19 protein-coding genes are annotated in these 21,718 nt (G+C 60.9%); 4 read left to right on the forward strand and 15 right to left on the reverse strand.

What is annotated here, in order from left to right:
• Window positions 1-12: 12 nt before the first annotated feature.
• From K5R88_RS19240 to K5R88_RS19255, 4 genes are all read right to left on the reverse strand, one after another.
• Complete coding sequence (locus K5R88_RS19240) at window positions 13-1,737, reverse strand: putative 2-aminoethylphosphonate ABC transporter permease subunit (protein WP_226298205.1); 1,725 nt, start codon at window positions 1,735-1,737, stop codon at window positions 13-15.
• The gene (locus tag K5R88_RS19245) at window positions 1,737-2,813 is read right to left on the reverse strand and encodes a putative 2-aminoethylphosphonate ABC transporter ATP-binding protein (RefSeq protein WP_226298206.1); all 1,077 of its coding nucleotides are present in this window, start codon (window positions 2,811-2,813) and stop codon (window positions 1,737-1,739) included. The genes K5R88_RS19240 and K5R88_RS19245 overlap by 1 nt, the downstream gene beginning before the upstream one ends.
• A gap of 238 nt (window positions 2,814-3,051) precedes the next feature.
• On the reverse strand, window positions 3,052-3,915 hold the full coding sequence (locus tag K5R88_RS19250; RefSeq protein ID WP_008026094.1) for a LysR family transcriptional regulator: 864 nt from the start codon (window positions 3,913-3,915) through the stop codon (window positions 3,052-3,054).
• 16 nt (window positions 3,916-3,931) lie between these two features.
• Window positions 3,932-6,187: a heavy metal translocating P-type ATPase gene (locus K5R88_RS19255; protein ID WP_226298207.1), complete on the reverse strand. Its 2,256-nt coding sequence runs from the start codon at window positions 6,185-6,187 to the stop codon at window positions 3,932-3,934.
• An 84-nt stretch (window positions 6,188-6,271) separates the two neighbouring features.
• Here K5R88_RS19255 and cadR point away from each other — a divergent pair, with 84 nt between their 5' ends.
• Window positions 6,272-6,721 (forward strand): Cd(II)/Pb(II)-responsive transcriptional regulator, encoded by a 450-nt coding sequence (gene cadR / locus K5R88_RS19260; protein WP_008040770.1) that lies wholly within the window; start codon window positions 6,272-6,274, stop codon window positions 6,719-6,721.
• A gap of 92 nt (window positions 6,722-6,813) precedes the next feature.
• On the opposite strand, the gene K5R88_RS19265 is transcribed toward cadR, so the two are convergent.
• From K5R88_RS19265 to K5R88_RS19275, 3 genes are all read right to left on the reverse strand, one after another.
• Window positions 6,814-7,785, reverse strand: a complete 972-nt coding sequence (locus K5R88_RS19265) for a thymidylate synthase (RefSeq protein WP_008026091.1) — start codon at window positions 7,783-7,785, stop codon at window positions 6,814-6,816.
• Window positions 7,786-7,833: 48 nt separating this feature from the next.
• Window positions 7,834-8,646, reverse strand: coding sequence for a prolipoprotein diacylglyceryl transferase (gene lgt, locus K5R88_RS19270; protein ID WP_008026090.1), 813 nt, complete (start codon window positions 8,644-8,646; stop codon window positions 7,834-7,836).
• Between the two features lie 83 nt (window positions 8,647-8,729).
• Window positions 8,730-9,512: a sulfite exporter TauE/SafE family protein gene (locus K5R88_RS19275; protein WP_008026089.1), complete on the reverse strand. Its 783-nt coding sequence runs from the start codon at window positions 9,510-9,512 to the stop codon at window positions 8,730-8,732.
• Window positions 9,513-9,632: 120 nt separating this feature from the next.
• Between K5R88_RS19275 and K5R88_RS19280 the strand changes: the two genes are divergently transcribed.
• On the forward strand, window positions 9,633-10,379 hold the full coding sequence (locus tag K5R88_RS19280; protein ID WP_226298208.1) for an NRDE family protein: 747 nt from the start codon (window positions 9,633-9,635) through the stop codon (window positions 10,377-10,379).
• A 109-nt stretch (window positions 10,380-10,488) separates the two neighbouring features.
• Here K5R88_RS19280 and ptsP read toward each other — a convergent pair whose 3' ends face one another.
• Both ptsP and K5R88_RS19290 read right to left on the reverse strand, forming a co-directional pair.
• Window positions 10,489-12,768, reverse strand: a complete 2,280-nt coding sequence (ptsP, locus tag K5R88_RS19285) for a phosphoenolpyruvate--protein phosphotransferase (protein WP_008026086.1) — start codon at window positions 12,766-12,768, stop codon at window positions 10,489-10,491.
• Window positions 12,769-12,790: 22 nt separating this feature from the next.
• Complete coding sequence (locus K5R88_RS19290; RefSeq protein WP_007897732.1) at window positions 12,791-13,270, reverse strand: RNA pyrophosphohydrolase; 480 nt, start codon at window positions 13,268-13,270, stop codon at window positions 12,791-12,793.
• Between the two features lie 143 nt (window positions 13,271-13,413).
• On the opposite strand from K5R88_RS19290, the gene K5R88_RS19295 reads away from it, so the two are divergent.
• The gene (locus K5R88_RS19295) at window positions 13,414-14,070 is read left to right on the forward strand and encodes an HAD family hydrolase (protein ID WP_008026084.1); all 657 of its coding nucleotides are present in this window, start codon (window positions 13,414-13,416) and stop codon (window positions 14,068-14,070) included.
• Between the two features lie 113 nt (window positions 14,071-14,183).
• Here K5R88_RS19295 and K5R88_RS19300 read toward each other — a convergent pair whose 3' ends face one another.
• A complete protein-coding gene (locus K5R88_RS19300) occupies window positions 14,184-14,609 on the reverse strand; it encodes a DUF2269 domain-containing protein (RefSeq protein WP_008026082.1) in 426 nt (141 codons plus the stop codon).
• Between the two features lie 39 nt (window positions 14,610-14,648).
• Window positions 14,649-16,163, reverse strand: coding sequence for a threonine ammonia-lyase, biosynthetic (gene ilvA, locus K5R88_RS19305; RefSeq protein ID WP_008026079.1), 1,515 nt, complete (start codon window positions 16,161-16,163; stop codon window positions 14,649-14,651).
• 303 nt (window positions 16,164-16,466) lie between these two features.
• On the opposite strand from ilvA, the gene rpiA reads away from it, so the two are divergent.
• Entirely contained in the window at window positions 16,467-17,141 is a 675-nt protein-coding gene (rpiA, locus tag K5R88_RS19310; protein ID WP_226298209.1) for a ribose-5-phosphate isomerase RpiA, read from the forward strand.
• 123 nt (window positions 17,142-17,264) lie between these two features.
• Here the strand turns inward: rpiA and K5R88_RS19315 are convergent, their stop codons facing one another.
• The 4 genes from K5R88_RS19315 to K5R88_RS19330 form a co-directional block, all read right to left on the reverse strand.
• Window positions 17,265-18,182, reverse strand: a complete 918-nt coding sequence (locus K5R88_RS19315; RefSeq protein WP_207284896.1) for an SdiA-regulated domain-containing protein — start codon at window positions 18,180-18,182, stop codon at window positions 17,265-17,267.
• Between the two features lie 156 nt (window positions 18,183-18,338).
• On the reverse strand, window positions 18,339-19,268 hold the full coding sequence (locus K5R88_RS19320) for an SdiA-regulated domain-containing protein (RefSeq protein ID WP_226298210.1): 930 nt from the start codon (window positions 19,266-19,268) through the stop codon (window positions 18,339-18,341).
• Window positions 19,269-19,532: 264 nt separating this feature from the next.
• Window positions 19,533-20,198 (reverse strand): fumarylacetoacetate hydrolase family protein, encoded by a 666-nt coding sequence (locus tag K5R88_RS19325; protein ID WP_226298211.1) that lies wholly within the window; start codon window positions 20,196-20,198, stop codon window positions 19,533-19,535.
• Window positions 20,199-20,235: 37 nt separating this feature from the next.
• Entirely contained in the window at window positions 20,236-21,630 is a 1,395-nt protein-coding gene (locus K5R88_RS19330; protein ID WP_032828611.1) for an FAD-binding oxidoreductase, read from the reverse strand.
• Between the last annotated feature and the right edge of the window lie 88 nt (window positions 21,631-21,718).

Here is a 21,718-nt window from a genome sequence, read left to right on the forward strand (position 1 = left end):
CGGGAGTGGAAATCAGTGACCGGGCGCGGTCTGCCGCCAGGCCTGGGAACGGCGCAGCAAACCGCGCGAAGCCCAGGCCAGCAGCAGGGACACGCCCGCCGAGGTGAACAGAATCAGGGTCGACATCGCCGCCGCGCCGCCGACGTTGCCGGCGTCGTCCATGTTCAGCACCGCCACCGCCGCGAGGATGGTGTCGGGGCTGTAGAGGAAGATCGCCGCCGAAACGGTGGTCATGGCCGAGACGAACAAGTAGCGCACGATGTCCAGCAGCGCCGGCAGGCAGATCGGCACGGTGACCCGCAGGTAATGCCGGTACAGCGGCGCCTTGAGCGACAACGCGGCGGCTTCGAACTCGGCGTCGAGTTGGCGCAGCGCCGTGGTCGCGGTCATTTGCGCGGTGGTCAGATAGTGAGCAATGGTGCAGACCACCAGCAGGGTCATGGTCCCGTAGAGCACATGCAGCGGGTTGTCGCTGAGGTTGAAGAAGAAGACATAACCCAGGCCCAGCACCAGACCCGGCACCGCCATCGGTACGAAACTGAGCATGCGCAATGTCAGATTCAGTCCGCGCTGGCCCTTGGTTTTTTCCATCAGGTAGGCGCCGGTGAAGATCAGCACGCTGCCGATCAACGCCGTGCACAGGGCCATCTTCACGCTGTTGCCGTAGGCCAGCCAACCGCCGCCCGCCGTGTCGTTGAACTGGTAATGGTTGAGCGACAGAGACAGGTTGTACGGCCAGAATTTCACCAGCGACGAGAACACCGCCATGCCGAACACCAGCAGCAACACCGCGCAGATCAGCAGCACGATGGCCAGGTAGCAGCCGTCGCGCAGTTTCGACGGTGCCGGTTGAAAGACCTGCGCCCGACCGCTCATGGAATCACCGTGACGCCGGCGCAACCACGCATCGACCCCGAAGCTGAACAGCGCCGGCAGCAGCAGGACCATGCCGATCAATGCACCGCGACCGAATTGTTGCTGACCAACCACGGCTTTGTAGGCTTCCAGCGCCAGCACCTGATAGTCGCCGCCGACCACCACAGGCACGCCGAAGTCAGTGATGGTCAAGGTGAAGACGAGGCAGAACGCAGCGAACACTGCCTGACGCGTCGCCGGCCAGGTGATGCTGCGGAAGGCTTTCGCCGGACTGGCGCCCATGCTGGAGGCGGCATCGAACAGTCGCGCATCCGCCAGGGACAGCGCCGACAGCAGAATCATCAAGGCGTGTGGGAAGGTGTAGATGACCTCGCCCAGAACAATGCCCCAGAAGCCGTAGATATTGTCCGAGAGCAAACTGCGCAACATGCCTTGGTTGCCGAACAGATAAACCAGCGCAATGCCCGGCAGCATCGACGGCGCCATCAATGGCAACAGCGACATTCCACGCCAGATAGCTTTGCCCGGAATCAGGGTGCGTTGCAGCGCGTAGGCAAAGAGGTAGGCCAGCGGTACGACAATCGCCGCGACGCTGAGGGACACTTTCAGGCTATTGCCAAGCAACCAGTGGAAATTCGCACTGGTGACCAGTTCACGCGCAGCCACCAGACCACCGCCCTGCCCGGCCTCCGAACTGAAGCCACGCCAGAAGATCGCCAGCAACGGCATCAGCACCGCGACGCCGAGCAACACCAGCAAAAGAACTTTGCCGCCGACCACGAACACCCGGTCGCCGATCTCGGCACGGGAGGTCTGCCGAACCTGCTTGTGCGGTATCGGCAGCGCGATGTTCGCGCTCATCAGGCAAACACCTGCAGGCTGCGCGGCGGCAAGGCGACCATGATCTGCTGCGCGCCGAGGCGCGGCATGGCTTCCGGCGCCAGTTCTGCCAGCAGTGCGTGGCCCGGCAGTTGATCGAGCTCGAAGCTCATGCGGCAGCGGTTGCCGAGGAAGGTGATTTCGCGAACCTTGGCCGGGAACAGGTTTTCTTCATGCACCAGCGGGTTGACGTTGATCGCCTCGGGCCGGCAGAACAAACGACCCGACGCGGTTTTCGCGCTGCCATCCGCCAGGCGCATGTTCATCCCGCCGACCTGCGCATGACTGTCGCTGCTGCGCTGGAAGGGCAGCCAGTTGCCCTGCCCGACAAACTCCGCCACGAACGGCGTGGCCGGGCGGTCGTAGATTTCCTGCGGCGTGGCGTACTGCTCGACCTTGCCGTTGTTCATCACGGCGATCCGGTCGGCCATCAGCATGGCCTCGTCCTGATTGTGGGTGACCATCAGGGTGGTGATGCCGAGGTTGCGCTGCAGCTGGCGCAGCTCGGTGCACAGGTGCTCGCGGACTCGGGCATCAAGGGCGGACATCGGCTCGTCCAGCAACAACAACGAAGGCGCTGGCGCCAAGGCGCGGGCCAGTGCGACACGTTGCTGCTGACCGCCGGACAATTGGCCGGGGTACTTTTTCTCACTGCCGGTCAGGCCGACCAGTTCCAGCATCTGACCGACGCGCTTGCGCACTTCATCGCGACCGCTGCCGGCGAGGCCGTAGGCAATGTTCGCTTCGACGGTGAGATTGGGGAACAGCGCATAGGACTGGAACAGAATGCCGTAGTCCCGCGCCTGAGGTGCCAGGTGCGAGACGTCGCGATCACCGAGGTACAACTCGCCGCTGTCCTGTTTCTCCAGACCGGCGATGCAACGCAGCAAGGTGGTCTTGCCACAGCCCGACGGCCCCAGCAGGCACACCAGTTCACCGGCCGCCACGTCGAGGGAAACGTTATCCAGAGCAGTGAAAGCGCCGAAGCGTTTCTGCACGCCGCGCACCTTCATCGGAGCGCCGGGGTTGGTCAGGGCAGTTGCGATCGAGTGGTTCATGGACGGGCCTCATCAAGCAGATGAAGGCCATCCTAGGGATGTAATGCGTCCGTCATGTGGCAGTGAGGCCAAAACGGCTGATAGTGGTATTCAAGGATTTGGGTTGGGGTTAATGGTGACTGGTCTGGCGCCTTCGCGGGCAAGTCGGATCGCCGCACCGCTCGCTCCTACAGAGAAATGCGTTCCCCTGTAGGAGCGAGGCTTGCCCGCGAAGAGGCCCTCAGAGTCACCGCAAAACTCAGGCCGGCGCCATTTCCTGCGCCAACCCCAGAAACGCCGCCGGCAACCGCGCGCCTTTGCGTTCCTTGAGGCAGTACAAATACTCGGGAATCTGCGGCGCATTCTCGATGGTCAGCACGCGAAGTTGCGGATCGTGAGGCACTTCCTGCCGGGCAATGATGCTGATCCCGATGTTGCGCAGCACCGCTTCGCGGATCGACTCTCGGCTGCCGATCTCCAGCAACGGCCCGAAACTCACCCCGGCACTGGCCAGCAATTCTTCGGTCAGACGCCGAGTGGTCGAGCCTGACTCACGCATCAACAACGTATGCCCGGCCAACGCGCTGAGCGGCACATGATCGTGCACCGCCAACGGATGATTGCGATGCACTGCCAACACCAGCGGATCGCTGCCGAGCACCCGCCGAATCAGTCGCGCATCGTCGAGCAGTTGCGAGGACGCGGCGACATCCACCCGGTAATCCTCCAACGCTTCCAGCACTTGCTGCGAGTTGCCGATCTCCACCGACACTTCCACCTGCGGCAAGCGCTCGCGGAAGGTCTTCACCAGATCGAGGATGTAATACGGCGCCGTGGCGGCGATGCGCAAAGTGCCCTGGACCTGGCCGCTGTTACGCAGGAAAAACTCGATGTCGGCTTCCTGCTGCAACAGCGTCTTGACCATCGGCAGCAGCCGCGCACCTTCATCACTGACGCTGAGACGACGACCGCCACGGTAGAACAGTTCAACCGAGTACTGGCTTTCCAGATTGCGGATTTGCGTGGTCACGGTGGGCTGACTCAAGCCGAGCTTTTTCGCCGCCAGGGTAATGCTGCCCAGACGGGCCACCATGTAAAACGCCTTCAGCTCGGCACTCAGCACACCCGCTCCTCATCACTTACTTGCGCAACAGGCGCAAACCGTTGAACACCACCAACAGGCTCACGCCCATGTCAGCGAACACCGCCATCCACATGGTGGCGATCCCGGCGAAGGTTACCCCAAGAAAGATAGCCTTGATGACCAAAGCGAGGGCGATGTTCTGTTTGAGGATGCTCGACGTCTGCCGAGACAGGCGGATGAACGTGGGAATTTTGCGCAGATCGTCGTCCATCAGGGCGACATCGGCGGTTTCGATGGCGGTATCGGTGCCGGCGGCGGCCATCGCAAAACCGATCTCGGCCCGAGCCAGTGCCGGGGCATCGTTGATGCCATCACCGACCATACCGACGCTATGACCCTGTGCATAAAGGGCTTCGATGGCTTGCAGTTTATCGGTCGGTAGCAGATCGCCCTTGGCTTCGTCGATGCCGACTTGTGCGGCAATCGCTTGGGCGGTGTGGACGTTGTCGCCAGTGAGCATCAGGGTTTTGATGCCCAGGTCGTGTAATTGCTGGATCGCCTCGCGGCTGGAGTCCTTGACCGTATCGGCCACGGCGAACAGCGCCAACGGGCCGGATTTGTCGAGCAGCAGCACCACGGACTTGCCCTGTTTTTCCAGTGCAAACAGCTTTTCTTCCAGGGCGGGCGAGCACAGGTTCAGCTCTTCGACCAAACGGTGGTTGCCCAAGTGGTAGACCTGACCGTTGATCTCACCGCGCACCCCGCGACCGGCCAGGGCTTCGAAGTTATCCACAACGAGCGGCGCGAAGGATTTATCCACAGCTGCATTGGCGATGGCCAGCGACACCGGGTGGTCCGAGCGCCCCGCCAGTGCCGCCGCAATTCCCGGCGCCGAGGCATCAGCGGTTGGGTCAAGCGACAGGTAATCGGTCTGCACCGGTTTGCCGTGGGTGATCGTGCCGGTCTTGTCCAGCGCCAGATAATCGAGCTTGTAACCGCCCTCCAGATAAACGCCGCCCTTGACCAGAATCCCTTTGCGCGCCGCCGCCGCGAGGCCGCTGACGATGGTCACTGGCGTCGAGATCACCAGCGCACACGGACAAGCGACCACCAGCAATACCAACGCGCGATAGATCCAGTCGAACCAGACCGCGCCCATGAACAGCGGCGGAATTACCGCGACGGCCAAAGCCAGGGCGAACACCGCCGGGGTGTAGATTTTTGAAAACTGATCAACGAAACGCTGAGTCGGTGCCCGTGCGCCTTGCGCCTGTTCGACGGCGTGGATGATCCGCGCCAGGGTCGAATTGTTGGCGGCGGCGGTGACGGAATACTCCAGAGAACCCGCCTGATTGATCGTGCCAGCAAACACTTTGTCGCCAAGCGTCTTCTCGACCGGCAGGCTTTCACCCGTGATCGGTGCCTGATCGATGGTCGAACTGCCCGATACCACTTCACCGTCCAGGCCAATCCGCTCGCCGGGACGCACGCGCACCCGCGCGCCCAGCTCGATGGTTTTGACGTCCTGCAAAACCCAGCTGCCATCGGCCTGCAATACCGTGGCCTGCTCCGGGGTCATCTGCATCAAACCGCTGATTGCATTGCGCGCGCGGTCCAGGGACTTGGCCTCGATCAACTCGGCCACGGTGAACAGGAACATCACCATCGCCGCTTCCGGCCACTGTCCGATCAGGATCGCGCCGGTCACCGCAATGCTCATCAACGCGTTGATGTTGAGGTTGAGGTTTTTCAGGGCGATCCAGCCCTTTTTGTAAGTGCTGAGGCCGCCGCTGAGGATCGAGACCAGCGCGATAACCGCCACGACCCAGTTGGGCGCTGCGTCGGTGAAGTGGATCACTTCGGCGGCGAGCGCGGTCACGCCGGACAACGCCAGTGGCCACCACGGTTTTTTCTCAGGTGCCGGGGCGGGTGCTTCGACGCCCTGCTCCAACGGCTCGGCAACCATGCCCAGCGACTTGATCGCGTCGATGATCGGCGCGGTGCTCGGCAAGTCATGAGTGACGCCCAGCACGCGGTTGATCAGGTTGAATTCCAGCTGCTGCACACCGGCGAGCTTGCCCAGTTTGTTCTGGATCAGCGTCTGCTCGGTCGGACAGTCCATCGCGTCGATGCGGAAACTGCTCAGCCGCGCGTTGACGGTGGACGTTTCGCTGAGCTTGATCAGCGACGGCGCCGCTGCTTTGGAAGAACAGCAGGAATCCCCGTGACCGCCATGGTCATGTTTCTGTACAGGCTGCAGTTTGTGGCTGTGACCAGCCTCGTGTGTGTGATCGTGTCGGGAATCGCTCATCAGGTCGCGTCCATAAGGTGCCTGTTGCCAAGTAAAGACCCTGTAGCCACTATAGGGTCAAGCACCCTTTTGGAGATTGCCGTCATGAAGATCGGAGAACTGGCCAGACTCACCGACTGCGCCGTGGAAACCATTCGCTACTACGAGCGCGAAAACCTGCTGCCGGAACCGGCCCGCAGCGACGGCAACTACCGCGTCTACACCCAGGCCCACGCCGAGCGCCTGACCTTCATCCGCAACTGCCGCACCCTCGACATGACGCTCGAGGAAATCCGCAGCCTGCTGGCCTTGCGCGACAGTCCGCAGGATCAGTGTGAAAGCGTGAATGCGCTGATCGACGAGCACATTCATCACGTGAAAGCGCGGATCGACGGGTTGCTGGCGTTACAGGCACAACTGCTCGACCTGCGCCAACGCTGTGGCGAAGGGCCGGATATCGATCAATGCGGGATTTTGCAGCGGCTGGAAGTGAGCGGCGGGGTTGTGGCGACGGAGGTTGAGCATTCGCATGTGGGCCGCAGTCATGGGCATTGAGGGCCTCTTCGCGGGCAAGCCTCGCTCCTACAGATTTACACTGACCTGTAGGAGCGAGGCTTGCCCGCGAACACCGCGAAGCGGTGCCCGTCTCAGACAGCCATCGGCGCGGTCATCGGCGCATGGTGCTGATAACCCTCAAGCGAGAAATCACCCGGCTCAATCAACTCCAGCCACTCCGGCTGATACACGCCCGTCTTGGCAAACTCCGGCACACGATCACTGATCACCAGCTTCGGCATCGGGAACGGCTCGCGCTTGAGCTGTTCGTTCAGCATGTCCAGATGGTTTTCGTAGACGTGCGCATCACCGATGAAATAGGTGAACCAGCGCGGCGTATAACCGGTCAGGCGACCGATCAGGCTCAGCAGCGCGGCGCCTTCGGTGAGGTTGAACGGCGTGCCCAGGCCCAGGTCGTTGGAGCGGATGTAGAGGGTCAGGGAAATTTCCTTGGTCTCGACATTCGGGTGGAACTGGTACAGCAGGTGGCACGGCGGCAGGGCCATTTCATCAAGCTGCGCAACGTTCCAGCCGTGGAACAGGATGCGGCGGCTGCCCGGGTCCTTGATGATGGTGTCGACGCACTGGCGAATCTGGTCGATCGCCTTGTACAGCACCACGTAAGCCTGACCGTCTTCTTCGCCTTCAGCGATCTGGCGATAACCCTGCTTCAGGGTCTGCTCGATGGCGGCCTGATTGCTGACCGGGATCTGCTTGTACGCCGGCCACTTGCGCCATTGCACGCCGTAGATCTCGCCGAGGTCGTCTTCACCCTGGCGGAACGGGTTGGCCAGCCATTGCGCGTTTTCGTTGGCGTTCTGGTCCCAGACCTTGCAGCCCAGCGCACGGAATTCGGCGGCGTTGTTCACCCCACGCAGAAAACCGCACATCTCGCCGATGGCCGATTTGAAGGCCATCTTGCGCGTGGTGATCGCCGGGAAACCTTCTTGCAGGTCGTAACGCAGCATCGCGCCCGGAAAACTGATGGTGTTCACGCCAGTGCGGTTGGCCTGTTTGGTGCCGTTCTTGATGACGTGGGCGACCAGTTCGAGATATTGCTTCATGAGTTACCTGTGTCCTTGAACCCGGGACCAAAGCCCCGGGGTTCGAATTTATACGGCTGCCGCTGGAGTCGCCGGGGCGCGGTGATACGCCAGCCAGATCAGGAACAGCCCGCCGACGATCATCGGCACGCAGAGCACCTGGCCCATGGTCAGCCAGTTCCAGGCCAGATAGCCCAGTTGCGCGTCCGGCACGCGGACGAATTCGACGATGAAACGGAAGATGCCATAGAACAGCGCGAACATCCCGGACACCGCCATGGTCGGCCGTGGCTTGCGCGAGAACAGCCACAGGATCAGGAACAGCGCGACGCCTTCCAGCGCGAACTGATACAGCTGCGACGGGTGACGCGGCAACTGCGCCGGATCGCTGAACGGCGGGAAGATCATCGCCCACGGCACGTCGGTCGCCTTGCCCCACAATTCGGCGTTGATGAAGTTGCCGATACGCCCGGCGCCCAGGCCGATCGGCACCATCGGTGCGACGAAGTCCATCAGCTGGAAGAACGACTTGTTGTTCTTTTTACCGAACCACAACGCCGCCAGCATCACGCCGATGAAGCCGCCGTGGAACGACATGCCGCCCTTCCACACTTCGAAAATCAGCGTCGGGTTGGCCAGGTAAGCGTGCAGATCGTAGAACAGCACGTAGCCCAGGCGACCGCCGACGATAACGCCCATCGACATCCAGAAGACCATGTCGGAGAGCTTCTCCTTGGTCCAGGTCGGGTCGAAACGGTTGAGCCGGCGCGACGCCAGCAGCCACGCACCGCCGATGCCGATCAGGTACATCAAGCCGTACCAGTGGATTTTCAGCGGACCGATGGCCAGGGCCACCGGGTCGATCTGCGGGTAAGGCAGCATTGCGACTCCTCGTTAGAGTTGAAAGCTTCAAAATTCCCGGGCGACGCTGCCACCTCAGGATTAAGCCAGGATTGTGCGGTGCGTCAGATCAGAAAATTCAAACCCACGCAGAACAGCAAAGCGGCGAACAGTCTTTTCAGCAACTTCGGCGACAGGCTGTGGGCCAGTCGCGCACCGAGGCGGGCGAAGACCATGCTGGTCAGGGCGATCCCCAGCAGCGCCGGCAAATAAATAAAACCGAGACTATGAGCCGGCAGCAACGGATCGTGCCAGCCCAGAATCATGAAACTTAATGCACTGGCCAGCGCGATGGGCAGACCGCACGCCGAGGACGTGGCCACCGCTTGCTGCATCGGCACGCTGCGCCAGGTCAGGAACGGCACGGTCAGCGAACCGCCGCCAATCCCGAAAATCGCCGACGCCCAGCCAATCACACTGCCGGCCACGGTCAGACCGACTTTACCCGGCACCGTTCGGCTGGCCTTGGGCTTGACGTCCAGCATCAACTGTACGGCGATGACCAGGGCAAATACGCCGATGATTTTCTGCAGGTTTGGCCCGGAGATCGCTTCGGCTGTCAGCGCGCCGAACCCGGCGCCGAGCAGGATGCCGACGGTCATCCAGGCAAAAATCGGCCAACGCACGGCGCCGCGGCGATGATGCTCGCGCACAGCATTGACCGAGGTAAAGATGATCGTAGCCAGGGATGTGCCGACCGCCAGATGCGTCAGGATCGAGGCGTCGAAACCCTGCAAGGTGAAACTGAACACCAGCACCGGCACGATGATAATTCCGCCGCCGACGCCAAACAGGCCGGCCAGCACGCCTGCACAGGCGCCGAGCGCCAGATAGAGCAGAAATTCCATGTATGACCCCCAAAGAAGAGCGGCATGGTAACGGATGCATGGCCTTCGGCTCCACTGGATGGCGATGGATACCCGCACAATGACTGCGTAGAGTGGGCAAAAACACACAAGGACCACCTTATGTGCCTGATTGTCTTTGCCTGGCGCCCGGGTCACGCCCAGCCGCTGATCGTCGCCGCCAACCGTGACGAATTTTATGCCCGACCCAGCCTGCCCCTGGCGCAATGGCCCGAAACACCGCACGTCTACGCCGGTCGCGACCTGGAAGCCGGCGGCACCTGGCTCGGTGTCGGCGCCAACGGGCGCTTTGCGGCGCTGACCAATATTCGCGATCCCCATCAACCGGCCGCTCGAAAATCCCGAGGTGAACTGGTTGCGCGATTTCTCAGCGGCGACATGCCGATAGATGATTATTTGGACGACGTTGTTGGACGTTCGATCGAATATGCCGGTTTTAACCTGCTGATCGGCAATGCCAATGAACTGTGGCACTTCAATGCCCGGGAGTCTGAAGCGGTGCTGCTGCCGGCCGGGGTGTACGGGTTATCGAATGCTGGTCTGGATACGCCGTGGCCGAAGTTGCTCAAGGCGCGAGCGGCGCTGGAGGCTGTTCTGGAGGATCCGCAGCCTGAGGCGTTATTGGCGTTGCTCAGTGATTCGCAGACAGCGCCTTTTGCAGAGCTGCCGGATACCGGGGTGGGTCTGGCGACCGAGTCGTTGTTGTCGAGTGTGTTTATTGCCAGCCAGAGTTATGGGACGCGGGCGAGTACGGCGTTGATTGTGCAGGCGGATGGGACGCGGCTGATGGTCGAACGGAGTTTCGGGCCGTATGGCGGGCATTTAGGGGAAGTTGAGGTCAGAATTTAGCATTGTCTGATCCGGCCTCATCGCCAGCAGGCTGGCTCCCACAGGGGATTTGCGTCAAACACAAATCCAATGTGGGAGCCAGCCTGCTGGCGATGAGGCTATCAACGTTTTAGAGGGCTTTGACCGCAGCCGGGCTGACCATCTTCGCCAACCCAAGGTTCTTCAGCGCCAGTTGCAGCGAGCTGTGGATAACTTGCGGGTTGTCGATGGTCATCAGCTCCGCGAGCAATTCCTTGGCCTTGCTCAGGTTGATCTGACGCAGCATCCACTTCACCTTCGGCAGGTTGGTGGCGTTCATCGACAAACTGTCAAAGCCCATCGCCATCAGCAGCACCGCCGCCGCCGGGTCACCCGCCATCTCGCCGCAGATGCTCACCGGCTTGCCTTCGGCATGGGCGTCACGCACCACGGTCTGCAACGCCTGAAGCACCGCCGGGTGCAGGTAGTCGTAGAGGTCGGCCACTCGCGGGTTGTTGCGGTCCACGGCCAGCAGGTACTGGGTCAGGTCGTTGGAACCGACCGACAGGAAGTCCACTTGCCGCGCCAGTTCCTTGGTCTGATAAACAGCCGCCGGAATCTCGATCATCACGCCAATCGGCGGCATCGGCACGTCGGTGCCTTCGTCGCGGACTTCGCCCCACGCCCGGTGAATCAGGTGCAAGGCTTCTTCCAGCTCGTGGGTGCCGGAGATCATCGGCAGCAGAATCCGCAGGTTGTTCAAGCCTTCGCTGGCCTTGAGCATCGCGCGGGTCTGCACCAGGAAGATTTCCGGGTGGTCGAGGGTGACGCGAATGCCGCGCCAGCCGAGGAACGGGTTGTCTTCCTTGATCGGGAAGTACGACAGCGACTTGTCGCCGCCGATGTCCAGGCTGCGCATGGTCACCGGTTGCGGGTGGAACGCGGCGAGCTGTTCGCGATAGATCGCCAGTTGTTCCTTTTCGCTCGGGAAGCGCTGGTTGATCATGAACGGCACTTCGGTGCGATACAGACCGACACCTTCGGCGCCGCGTTTTTGCGCCCGCGCCACGTCCGCCAGCAGGCCGGTGTTGACCCACAGTGGCATGCGGTGACCATCGAGGGTCACGCACGGCAGGTCGCGCAGGGAATCGAGACCGAGCGCCAGTTGTTTCTCTTCTTCCACCACCTCGGCGAACTGCTTGCGCAGCACATCGCTGGGGTTGGTGTAGACCTCGCCGCGGTTGCCGTCGACGATCAATTCGATGCCGTCGACCTTGGCATAAGGCAGGTCGACCAGGCCCATCACCGTCGGGATGCCCATCGCCCGGGCGAGGATCGCGACGTGGGAGTTACCTGAACCGAGGACCGAAACCAGACCGACCAGCGTGCCTTCCGGCACCTCGCCGAGCATCGCCGGCGTCAGTTCTTCGCTGACCAGAATGGTTTTTTCCGGGTAGACCAGGTTCTGCTGACGCTCTTCCTGCAAGTAGGCGAGCAGACGGCGACCAAGGTCCTTGACGTCCGATGCGCGCTCACGCAGATAGGCGTCGTCCATCAATTCGAAACGGTTGACGTGCTCAGTGACCACCTGGCGCAGCGCGCCCTGGGCCCACTGACCGGTCTTGATCACCGTGGTCACTTCGCTGCCCAGCGCTTCGTCGGCGAGCATCATCAGGTAGACGTCGAACAAGGCGCGCTCTTCGGGGCGCAACTGCGAGGCCAGTTTGGCCGACAACGCACGCATGTCGGCGCGCACGCCTTCGATGGCGGTCTTGAACAACGCCAGTTCGGCGTCGATGTCGCTGATGGTCTTGTCCGGCACCACGTCCAGATCGGCTGGTGGCAGCATGACCACCGCCGTACCGACCGCAGCACCCGGCGAGCCCGGCACGCCGATGAACTTGGCTTCCTGGATGCCTTTGCCCTGACGGCCCAGGCCTCGGATCGAACCGGTGGCCTCGGCGTGGGCGATAACCCCGGCGAGTTGCGCGCTCATGGTCACGAGGAAGGCTTCTTCACCTTCATCGAACTGGCGGCGTTCTTTCTGCTGAATGACCAACACGCCGACAACGCGGCGGTGGTGGATGATCGGCGCCCCGAGGAATGAGGCGTAGCGCTCTTCACCGGTCTCGGCGAAGTAGCGGTAGCGCGGGTGATCCGCGGCGTTTTCGAGGTTCAGGGGTTCTTCACGCGTGCCGACCAGGCCGACCAGACCTTCGTTGGGTGCCATGCTGACTTTGCCGATCGAGCGCTTGTTCAAGCCCTCGGTCGCCATCAGCACGAAGCGGTTGGTCTCGGGGTCAAGCAGGTAGACCGAGCAGACCTGGCTGCCCATGGCCTCTTTGACGCGCAACACAATAATCCCCAACGCCGCCTTGAGATCCTTGGCGGAGTTAACTTCCTGGACGATCTTGCGCAGCGTATTGAGCATGGCTCGGGGTCGAACTCCGTCGTCAGTCGCGCGCTAAAAGGCGCGGGGCAAGCTCTTTGAGAGCGCGTCGATAAACCTCGCGCTTGAATGTCACCACCTGGCCCAACGGATACCAATAACTGACCCAGCGCCAGCCATCGAATTCCGGTTTACCGGTCAAATCCATCCGCACCCGCTGCTCGTTGGAGATCAGGCGCAGGAGAAACCATTTCTGTTTCTGGCCGATGCACAGCGGTTGGCTGTGGGTACGGACCAGACGTTGCGGCAAACGATAGCGCAACCAGCCCCGGGTGCAGGCGAGAATTTCAACATCTTCACGCTCCAGACCCACTTCTTCGTTCAACTCGCGGTACAAGGCGTCTTCCGGCGTCTCCTGGGGGTTGATACCACCCTGTGGAAACTGCCAGGCATCTTGATTGATACGGCGAGCCCATAGCACCTGTCCGGCATCATTCGTGAGAATGATCCCGACATTGGGGCGGAAACCATCGGGGTCGATCACGGCAACAACCTCGCAAACGCATGTCGCCGCATTGTTCCACAAAGGTTGTGAAGGCAGCAACGAGCCGGCCAACCTTATGTGCACTCTTGTGAAAAGTCCGTATTCTGGGCGCCTTTCTACAGACTTTTCAGCGAGTAACTGCAATGCGCCTGGCTTTATTCGACTTGGACAACACCCTTTTGGGCGGCGACAGTGACCACGCCTGGGGTGATTACCTGTGCGAACGCGGCTTCCTCGACGCCGTCGCCTACAAGACACGCAACGACGAGTTCTATCAGGATTACCTGGCCGGCAAGCTGGATAACGCCGCCTACCTGAACTTTTGCCTGGAAGTGCTCGGCCGCACCGAAATGGCCACGCTGGATCAGTGGCACAGCGATTACATGCGCGACTGCATCGAGCCGATCGTGCTGCCCAAGGGACTTGAGCTGCTGAAGAAGCACCGCGATGCCGGCGACAAACTGGTGATCATCACGGCGACCAACCGCTTCGTCACAGGTCCGATTGCCGAGCGTTTGGGCGTTGAAACCCTGATCGCCACCGAGTGCGAGATGGTCGATGGCCGCTACACCGGGCGCAGCACCGACGTGCCGTGCTTCCGCGAAGGCAAGGTGACGCGGCTTAATCGTTGGCTGGAAGAAAGCGGGCATTCGCTGGAAGACAGTTACTTCTACAGCGACTCGATGAATGATTTTCCGTTGCTGGAACAGGTGGCGAATCCGGTGGCGGTTGATCCGGACCCGAATTTGCGTGCCGAGGCCGAGAAACGTGGCTGGCCGGTGATTTCGTTGCGTGACTGAAATCGCCTTCGCGGGCAAGCCTCGCTCCTACAGGTCATGCGTCAATTATGAAAATGACGCAAATCCCGTAGGAGCGAGGCTCGCCCGCGAAGGGGTCAACTCGGTTTCAAGCGTTAAACAGGCTTGGCACCCATCAACCCGGCAATGGCGATAAAGCAGACGAAGCTGAACAACGCCAGGGCGAAGGTAAACTTGCCGTTCCCCGCCGGCGCCTTGCGCAACTTGTTAAGTCGCACCAACAACCAGAACCACGCCAACGCCGCAACGGTGTAAAGCACACTCGACGCCAGCAACCACGTCTGCCCCAACGGCCAGCCCACCAGATGCACCATCCACCAGCCGGTGAACGGCATGCTCAGCAGTGCCAGCCCCATCAACAGCCAGATGAACACCCGAGGCCGTTGCAACGTGCGGCTGCCCGCCGTCGCGTCGCCATTACGCCGAGTTCGCCAGACCCAGATCCCCAGGCCCAGCGCACAGACCAGCAGCACAACCGTCGCCACCATGTGCGCCACTTTCAGGGCGGTTAACGTTTCCATTGTTCGACTTCCTTATGACCTGCCCATCAGCGTAGCCGCTCAGCCAAGAAACAGCTGATAGGCCGGGTTGTCGCTTTCGTCCCAGTACGGGTAGCCGATTTCTTCCAGCGCCGCCGGCACCAGATGACGCTCCTCGTGAGGCACTTGCAGCCCTGCGACCACACGACCGTCCGCCGCGCCGTGGTTGCGGTAGTGGAACATCGAGATGTTCCAGCGACCGCCGAGCTTGCTGAGGAAGTTGAACAGCGCGCCCGGTCGCTCCGGAAATTCGAAGCGCAGCACCACTTCATCCACCACCTGGGCTGCGCGGCCACCGACCATGTGCCGGATGTGCAACTTGGCCAGTTCGTTGTCGGTCAGGTCCAGCACCGGGAAACCCTGCTCGGTCAGACTGGCAAGCAGCGCGCTGCGCGGATCGTTTTCCGGGTGCGTCTGCACGCCAACGAAGATGTGCGCTTCGCTGCCGGTGTTGTAGCGGTAGTTGAATTCGGTGATCTGGCGCTTGCCGATGGCTTCGCAGAACGCCTTGAAGCTGCCCGGCTTCTCGGGGATGGTCACGGCGATGATGGCTTCGCGGCCCTCGCCCAGCTCGGCGCGTTCAGCCACATGGCGCAAGCGGTCGAAGTTGACGTTGGCGCCGGAATCGATGGCCACAAAGGTGTGCCCGGTGACAGCGTGCTGCTCGACGTATTTCTTGATCCCGGCCACGCCCAGGGCGCCGGCAGGTTCAGTGATCGAGCGGGTATCGTCGTAGATATCCTTGATCGCCGCGCAGATCTCGTCGGTGCTGACCGTGATCACTTCATCGACATAGTCTTTGCAGATGTCGAACGTGTACTGACCAATCTGAGCGACCGCGACGCCGTCGGCGAAGAGGCCCACGGTCGGCAGCACCACGCGCTCGCCGGCGGCCATGGCGGCTTGCAGGCAATTGGAGTCGTCCGGCTCGACGCCGATGATCTTGATTTCCGGGCGCAGGTATTTCACGTACGCCGCGATACCGGCGATCAGACCGCCGCCGCCGACCGGAACGAAGATCGCATCCAGACGCCCAGGGTGCTGGCGCAGAATCTCCATGGCCACCGTGCCCTGCCCGGCAATGGTGTGGGGATCGTCGTACGGGTGAATGTAGACGTAGCCTTTTTCGTCGACCAGTTTCAGCGAGTAAGCCAGGGCTTCCGGGAACGAATCCCCGTGCAGCACCACTTTGCCACCACGGGAACGCACGCCTTCGACTTTGATTTCCGGGGTGGTCTTGGGCATGACGATGGTGGCTTTCACGCCGAGCACTTTCGCCGCCAGGGCCAGGCCCTGCGCGTGATTACCGGCCGAAGCCGTCACGACGCCGCGCGCGCGTTCTTCATCGCTCAACTGCGTGAGCTTGTTGTAGGCCCCGCGAATCTTGAACGAGAACACCGGCTGCAAGTCTTCACGCTTGAGCAAAATACTGTTGCCCAGCCGCTCGGAGAGCTGGCGGGCAGTCTGCAATGGGGTTTCTACGGCAACGTCATAAACGCGCGAGGTGAGGATCTTTTTGACGTACTGTTCGAGCATCGGAAAGCATCACTGAGCGGGTTGGGCAGGGCCAAGGAGTCTAACCCGGCTTTCGGGCGTGCGACCACACTAAACAGGTGGTTTTACCCTCCCCGGAAGGGATCATGATCCTGTAGGAGCGAGGCTTGCCCGCGAAAGCGTTTTTACAGCCAACATTTATTTTGGATGTAATGGCCTCTTTCGCGGGCAAGCCTCGCTCCTACAGAGATAGGTGGCGGTCTGCCAATCGGGCAATGACCTTCCCCGTCCCGGGGCCTATAATGCCGGGCTTTCGTTCCCCCTCTTCGGCACTTCGGAGCCCGCATGACCCAGGATCAACTCAAACAGGCAGTAGCCCAGGCCGCCGTCGACTTCATCCTCCCGAAACTCGACGACAAGAGCATCGTCGGGGTCGGCACCGGCTCCACCGCCAACTGCTTCATCGACGCACTGGCAAAACACAAAGGCGCCTTCGACGGCGCAGTCGCCAGTTCCGAAGCCACCGCCGCACGCCTCAAGGGCCACGGTATTCCGGTGTATGAGCTCAATACCGTCAGCGACCTGGAGTTTTACATCGACGGTGCCGACGAAAGCGACGAGCACCTGAACCTGATCAAGGGCGGCGGCGCAGCCCTGACCCGCGAGAAGATCGTTGCGGCCGTGGCCAAGACCTTCATCTGCATCGCCGATGGCAGCAAACTGGTGCCGGTGCTCGGCGCGTTCCCGCTGCCGGTCGAAGTGATCCCGATGGCCCGCAGCCACGTGGCCCGCGAACTGGTGAAGCTCGGCGGCGACCCGGTTTACCGTGAAGGCGTGTTGACTGACAACGGCAACATCATTCTGGATGTGTTCAACATGCAGATCACCAACCCGGTCGAGCTGGAGACGCAGATCAATGCGATCGTCGGCGTGGTGACCAACGGTTTGTTCGCGGCGCGTCCTGCGGATCTGCTGTTGCTGGGCACCAGCGAAGGCGTCAAAACTCTGCGCGCCCAGTAAGCCAGACGCAAAACCCGTGTAGGAGCCGGCTTGCTGGCGATTGCGGTATGACATTCAACATTTAGATTGACTGTCGCACCGCTATCGCCAGCAAGCCGGCTCCTACAGGTCCGCATTCCAATGTTAGGGCTGTGGCGGTTTCTTGAAGACGTAGAACAGGTTCGGCTCGCTCACCAGGTACATCGTGCCGTCGTCATCCATGGCGATCCCTTCCGCTTGCGGCACCGTCTTCTGCAACCCCTGACGCCCCTTGTTCAGTGACATGGTGCTCAGCGGACGCCCGTCCACATCCAGTTCAAGAATCAGTCGCGACTCGTCGGACAGCGCCAGTAGATGGCCGCTGCGCTCATCGTATTGCAGGCTCGACAGGTCTCGCACAAACATCCCGGCATCGCGCTTGGGGTTGTTGACCACGTGCACCGCATAGGATTTTTCCGGGTTGTAATGCGGAAAGCCCTGCACTTCGTAGATCAGCATCGGGTCGCGCTCCTTGGCGACAAACAGCCGCTTGCCCACCGAATCGTAGGCCAGGCCTTCAAAACCCTTGTTGCTGCTCATGTGCACGCCGAGGGTTATCTGCTCGGCATCCGCCGCGTCGAGGAACGTCGTGTCCTTCTCCAGATGAATCTTGATCAGCCGCTGCTGACGCTCGTCGGTGATGACGTAAGTGTCGGCGCTGATGAATTCCACCGCTTCCGGATCACCGAAGCCGACCAGCGCGATGCGCTGAAGGATCTGACCTTCCAGCGACAGCTCGATCAGCTCGGAGTTTTTATTGGTGACGGTGAACAGGCTTTTGCGGACCGGATCGAAGGTCAGCGCTGACACATCGTCGTCCAGGCCTTCGATGACCCGACCCTCAATGACAACCTGATAGTGATCCAGTCCGATCGACTGGGCGCTTTCTGCCTGCCAAAGCGTATGCAGATTGAACCAGGCCCGCTCAAACAGACGCAGGTGTTGGCCGAACGCAACCAGCACGGTCAGCGCGATCACCGAGAGAATCAGGATCAGGGGTTTGGGGCGGGCAAGTCGGCGCATTCAGGCAAGCTCGGAATCAGGACGGGCGGATGAAATACCACGGCAGTCTGAATTGAAGCTTAAAGGCCGTTGGGTTGGCCCTACAACTGAGCGTCGCGTTTCCTACACATTCGCGGATCAAGATCGCAGATCAAGGTCGCGAATCAAGCTCGCGAATCAGTGCTGCTTTTCGAATCGGTAGAACAGGTTCGGCTCGCTCACCATGTACAGCGTGCCCGCCTCGTCCATGGTCACGCCTTCGGCGCGGGGAATGGTCTTCTTCAGGCCATTGAAACCACCCAGCAAGGTCATGAAACTGACCTGCTCGCCCTTCTCGTCCAGCTCCAGCAGCAAGTGGGAATCAGCGGACAACACCAGCGTATGGCCGGTGCGCGGGTCGATGGCCAAGGCCGACAGGTTGCGGATGTCCAGCGCATCACTGGCCAGCTTCTGCTTGTCGCCGGTGAGTGTCAGGCCGTCGGCGCTTTTCCAGGTGAACAGCGCCGGTGGACGCTCCTCACCCAGCAGCATGTGTTGATTGCGCGCATCCCAGACGACCGCTTCGAACGCTTTGTTCTGGTCTTTCGACGGACCGAGGTCGTACTTGGGGAAGTTGGCGATGTTCAGCTCGCGGGTATCGGCGTCGACCTTGACGATGCTCAGCAAATGCTCACGCTCATCGACAATGGCCAGCAGACCGTTGCCCATGACCGTCACGCCTTCCGGGTTGCTCCAGCCCACCAAGGGCATTTTGCGCAGCACTTCACCCTGCAGGTCCAGTTCGACCAGGAACGGGTTTTTACCCATCACCGAGAACAGGGTTTTGGTTTGCGGGTTGTAGGCCAAGTCGGACGCTTCGTCCTTTTCCATCCCCGGCAGTAGCTTGGCATCGATCACCGCCCGGTAATCCGGGAGCCAGATACTTTCCTGGCGTTCAGCCGGGCTTTCGAAACGCTCCAGCACCCAGAGCACCCCGCGGTCATCCCAATGCATGGCAAAGGCAAGGCCATACGCGGCGGCCGCGACCAGCAAAAGCCAGGCATACCAACGCATGAAAAAGCGCGGGCGACGGGCAGTTTTAAGCGTGGGCAGCGATTGGATGGCCATCAGGGGATGCGTTCCAGAAATTCAGGCTAAGGGTAATAGCACAATTGGGACCGGCTCAGACGCCAGAAGCCCGGGAATTATCCAGACAAGATGTGAAAAAAACGGGAAATGGCGGGATTGCCCTGCATGAGCGCCGCTTTCTTCAGATCGGAACACAATCCCCTGTAGGAGCCGGCTTGCTGGCGATGGCGGTGTAACCTTCAACATCTCTATCGAATGTTGTACCGCTATCGCCAGCAAGCCGGCTCCTACAGGGGGTTTGTGTTAGCGGACGCTGCTGGTGAAGCTGCTCGCGCCTGGCAGTTCCAGAACGATTTCGTCACCCACATTCAGCGGGCCGACACCGACCGGCGTGCCAGTCAGGATCACGTCGCCAGCCTGCAGCGAAAAGCAGCCGGCCATGTGCTGGATCATTGGCACGATCGGGTTGAGCATCGCGCTGCTGTTGCCGTCCTGGCGCACTTCGCCGTTGATGGTCAGGCGGATGCCGATGTCGGTCAGGTCGGCAAAGATGCTGCCGGATACGAACGGGGCAATCACTGCCGCACCGTCGAAGGACTTGGCGATTTCCCACGGCAGGCCTTTGGACTTCAGCTCTGCCTGCTTGTCACGCAGGGTCAGGTCCAGCGCTGGAGCGAAACCGGAAATAGCATCAAGGACTTCTTCACGGCTTGGCTTGGTCGACAATGGCTTGCCGATCAACACCGCGATTTCGGCCTCGTAGTGCACTGAACCGCGCTCGGTCGGAATGCTGAAACCGCCTTCCAGCGGCACGACGCAACTGCCTGGCTTGATGAACAGCAGGGGCTCCGTTGGCACCGGGTTGTCCAGTTCCTTGGCGTGTTCGGCGTAGTTGCGGCCGATGCAAACCACTTTGCCCAATGGGAAGTGGATGCGTGTACCGTCGACATACTGGTGCTGATAGCTCATTGACCGACTCCTGGTTCGTAGCGCTTAAGTTCGAAAATCAAACAGCAAAAATCTTGCCCGGGTTCATGATGCCGTTCGGATCGAACACCGCCTTGACCGCTTTCATGTACTCGATCTCAACCGGGGAGCGGCTGTAGGTCAAGTAGTCACGCTTGGTCATGCCCACGCCGTGTTCGGCGGAAATCGAGCCGTTGTACTTCTCGACGGTTTCGAACACCCACTTGTTCACGGTCGCGCACTTGGCGAAGAACTCGTCCTTGCTCAGGTCATCCGGCTTGAGGATGTTCAAGTGCAGGTTGCCGTCACCGATGTGGCCGAACCAGACGATTTCGAAGTCCGGATAGTGTTCGCCGACGATCGCATCGATTTCCTTCAGGAACGCCGGGACTTTCGACACAGTGACCGAAATGTCGTTTTTGTACGGCGTCCAGTGGGAGATGGTTTCGGAAATGTATTCGCGCAGTTTCCAAAGGTTTTGCAGCTGGGTTTCGCTCTGGCTCATCACGCCATCCAGCACCCAGCCCTGCTCCACGCAATGCTCGAAGGTTTCCAGCGCGTGGTTGGCCACTTCTTCAGTGGTCGCTTCGAATTCCAGCAGCGCGTAGAACGGGCAGTCGGTTTCAAACGGCGCCGGCACGTCACCGCGCCCCATGACCTTGGCCAGGGCTTTGTCGGAGAAGAATTCGAACGCGGTCAGGTCAAGTTTGCTCTGGAACGCGTGCAATACCGGCATGATCGAGTCGAAATCGGCAGTGCCAAGCACCATCGCGGTGAGGTTTTTCGGCGCCCGGTCCAGACGCATGGTCGCTTCGACCACAAACCCGAGGGTGCCTTCAGCGCCGATGAACAGCTGACGCATGTCGTAGCCGGTGGCGTTCTTGATCAGGTCGCGGTTCAGTTCCAGCACGTCACCCTTGCCGGTGACCACTTTCATGCCGGCGACCCAGTTACGGGTCATGCCGTAGCGAATTACCTTGATCCCGCCGGCATTGGTGCCGATATTGCCGCCAATCTGACTCGATCCTGCGGAAGCAAAGTCCACCGGGTAGTACAGGCCTTTTTCTTCGGCGACGTTCTGCAAATGCTCGGTCACGACGCCCGGCTGACACACGGCGGTGCGGTCGGTGAGGTTCACGTCGAGGATCTGGTTCATATAGTCGAAGGACACGACCACTTCGCCATTGGCGGCCACCGCAGCGGCAGAAAGCCCGGTGCGCCCGCCGGACGGCACCAGCGCCACCTTGTGTTTATTGGCCCACAAAACGATGGCCTGGACCTGCTCGGTGGTCTTCGGGAACACGATGGCGGTCGGGGCCGGGGCGAAATGCTTGGTCCAATCCTTGCCGTAAGCGTTCAGGGAGTCGGCATCGGTCAGTACCTTGCCAGGCTCGACCAGGGTCTTCAGTTCATCAATCAGGGCAGGATTGGTCATCGACAGAACTCTCGAACAATTCATGGTCATCCTGAGAACGCTTCACGTCGCAGGAATGAGTGTTTGCGGGGCGCTTATGCTAGCATAC

The organism is Pseudomonas sp. MM213, assembly GCF_020423045.1.
GTDB classification, from domain to species: Bacteria; Pseudomonadota; Gammaproteobacteria; order Pseudomonadales; family Pseudomonadaceae; genus Aquipseudomonas; species Aquipseudomonas migulae.

Excerpts from the sequence above, each read along its gene's own strand:
- K5R88_RS19240 (WP_226298205.1), bottom strand. The coding sequence starts at position 1,737 with ATGAGCGCGAACATCGCGCTGCCGATACCGCACAAGCAGGTTCGGCAG.
- K5R88_RS19245 (WP_226298206.1), bottom strand. The coding sequence starts at position 2,813 with ATGAACCACTCGATCGCAACTGCCCTGACCAACCCCGGCGCTCCGATG.
- K5R88_RS19255 (WP_226298207.1), bottom strand. The coding sequence starts at position 6,187 with ATGAGCGATTCCCGACACGATCACACACACGAGGCTGGTCACAGCCAC.
- cadR (WP_008040770.1), top strand. The coding sequence starts at position 6,272 with ATGAAGATCGGAGAACTGGCCAGACTCACCGACTGCGCCGTGGAAACC.
- K5R88_RS19265 (WP_008026091.1), bottom strand. The coding sequence starts at position 7,785 with ATGAAGCAATATCTCGAACTGGTCGCCCACGTCATCAAGAACGGCACC.
- lgt (WP_008026090.1), bottom strand. The coding sequence starts at position 8,646 with ATGCTGCCTTACCCGCAGATCGACCCGGTGGCCCTGGCCATCGGTCCG.
- K5R88_RS19275 (WP_008026089.1), bottom strand. The coding sequence starts at position 9,512 with ATGGAATTTCTGCTCTATCTGGCGCTCGGCGCCTGTGCAGGCGTGCTG.
- K5R88_RS19280 (WP_226298208.1), top strand. The coding sequence starts at position 9,633 with ATGTGCCTGATTGTCTTTGCCTGGCGCCCGGGTCACGCCCAGCCGCTG.
- ptsP (WP_008026086.1), bottom strand. The coding sequence starts at position 12,768 with ATGCTCAATACGCTGCGCAAGATCGTCCAGGAAGTTAACTCCGCCAAG.
- K5R88_RS19295 (WP_008026084.1), top strand. The coding sequence starts at position 13,414 with ATGCGCCTGGCTTTATTCGACTTGGACAACACCCTTTTGGGCGGCGAC.
- K5R88_RS19300 (WP_008026082.1), bottom strand. The coding sequence starts at position 14,609 with ATGGAAACGTTAACCGCCCTGAAAGTGGCGCACATGGTGGCGACGGTT.
- ilvA (WP_008026079.1), bottom strand. The coding sequence starts at position 16,163 with ATGCTCGAACAGTACGTCAAAAAGATCCTCACCTCGCGCGTTTATGAC.
- rpiA (WP_226298209.1), top strand. The coding sequence starts at position 16,467 with ATGACCCAGGATCAACTCAAACAGGCAGTAGCCCAGGCCGCCGTCGAC.
- K5R88_RS19315 (WP_207284896.1), bottom strand. The coding sequence starts at position 18,182 with ATGCGCCGACTTGCCCGCCCCAAACCCCTGATCCTGATTCTCTCGGTG.
- K5R88_RS19320 (WP_226298210.1), bottom strand. The coding sequence starts at position 19,268 with ATGGCCATCCAATCGCTGCCCACGCTTAAAACTGCCCGTCGCCCGCGC.
- K5R88_RS19325 (WP_226298211.1), bottom strand. The coding sequence starts at position 20,198 with ATGAGCTATCAGCACCAGTATGTCGACGGTACACGCATCCACTTCCCA.
- K5R88_RS19330 (WP_032828611.1), bottom strand. The coding sequence starts at position 21,630 with ATGACCAATCCTGCCCTGATTGATGAACTGAAGACCCTGGTCGAGCCT.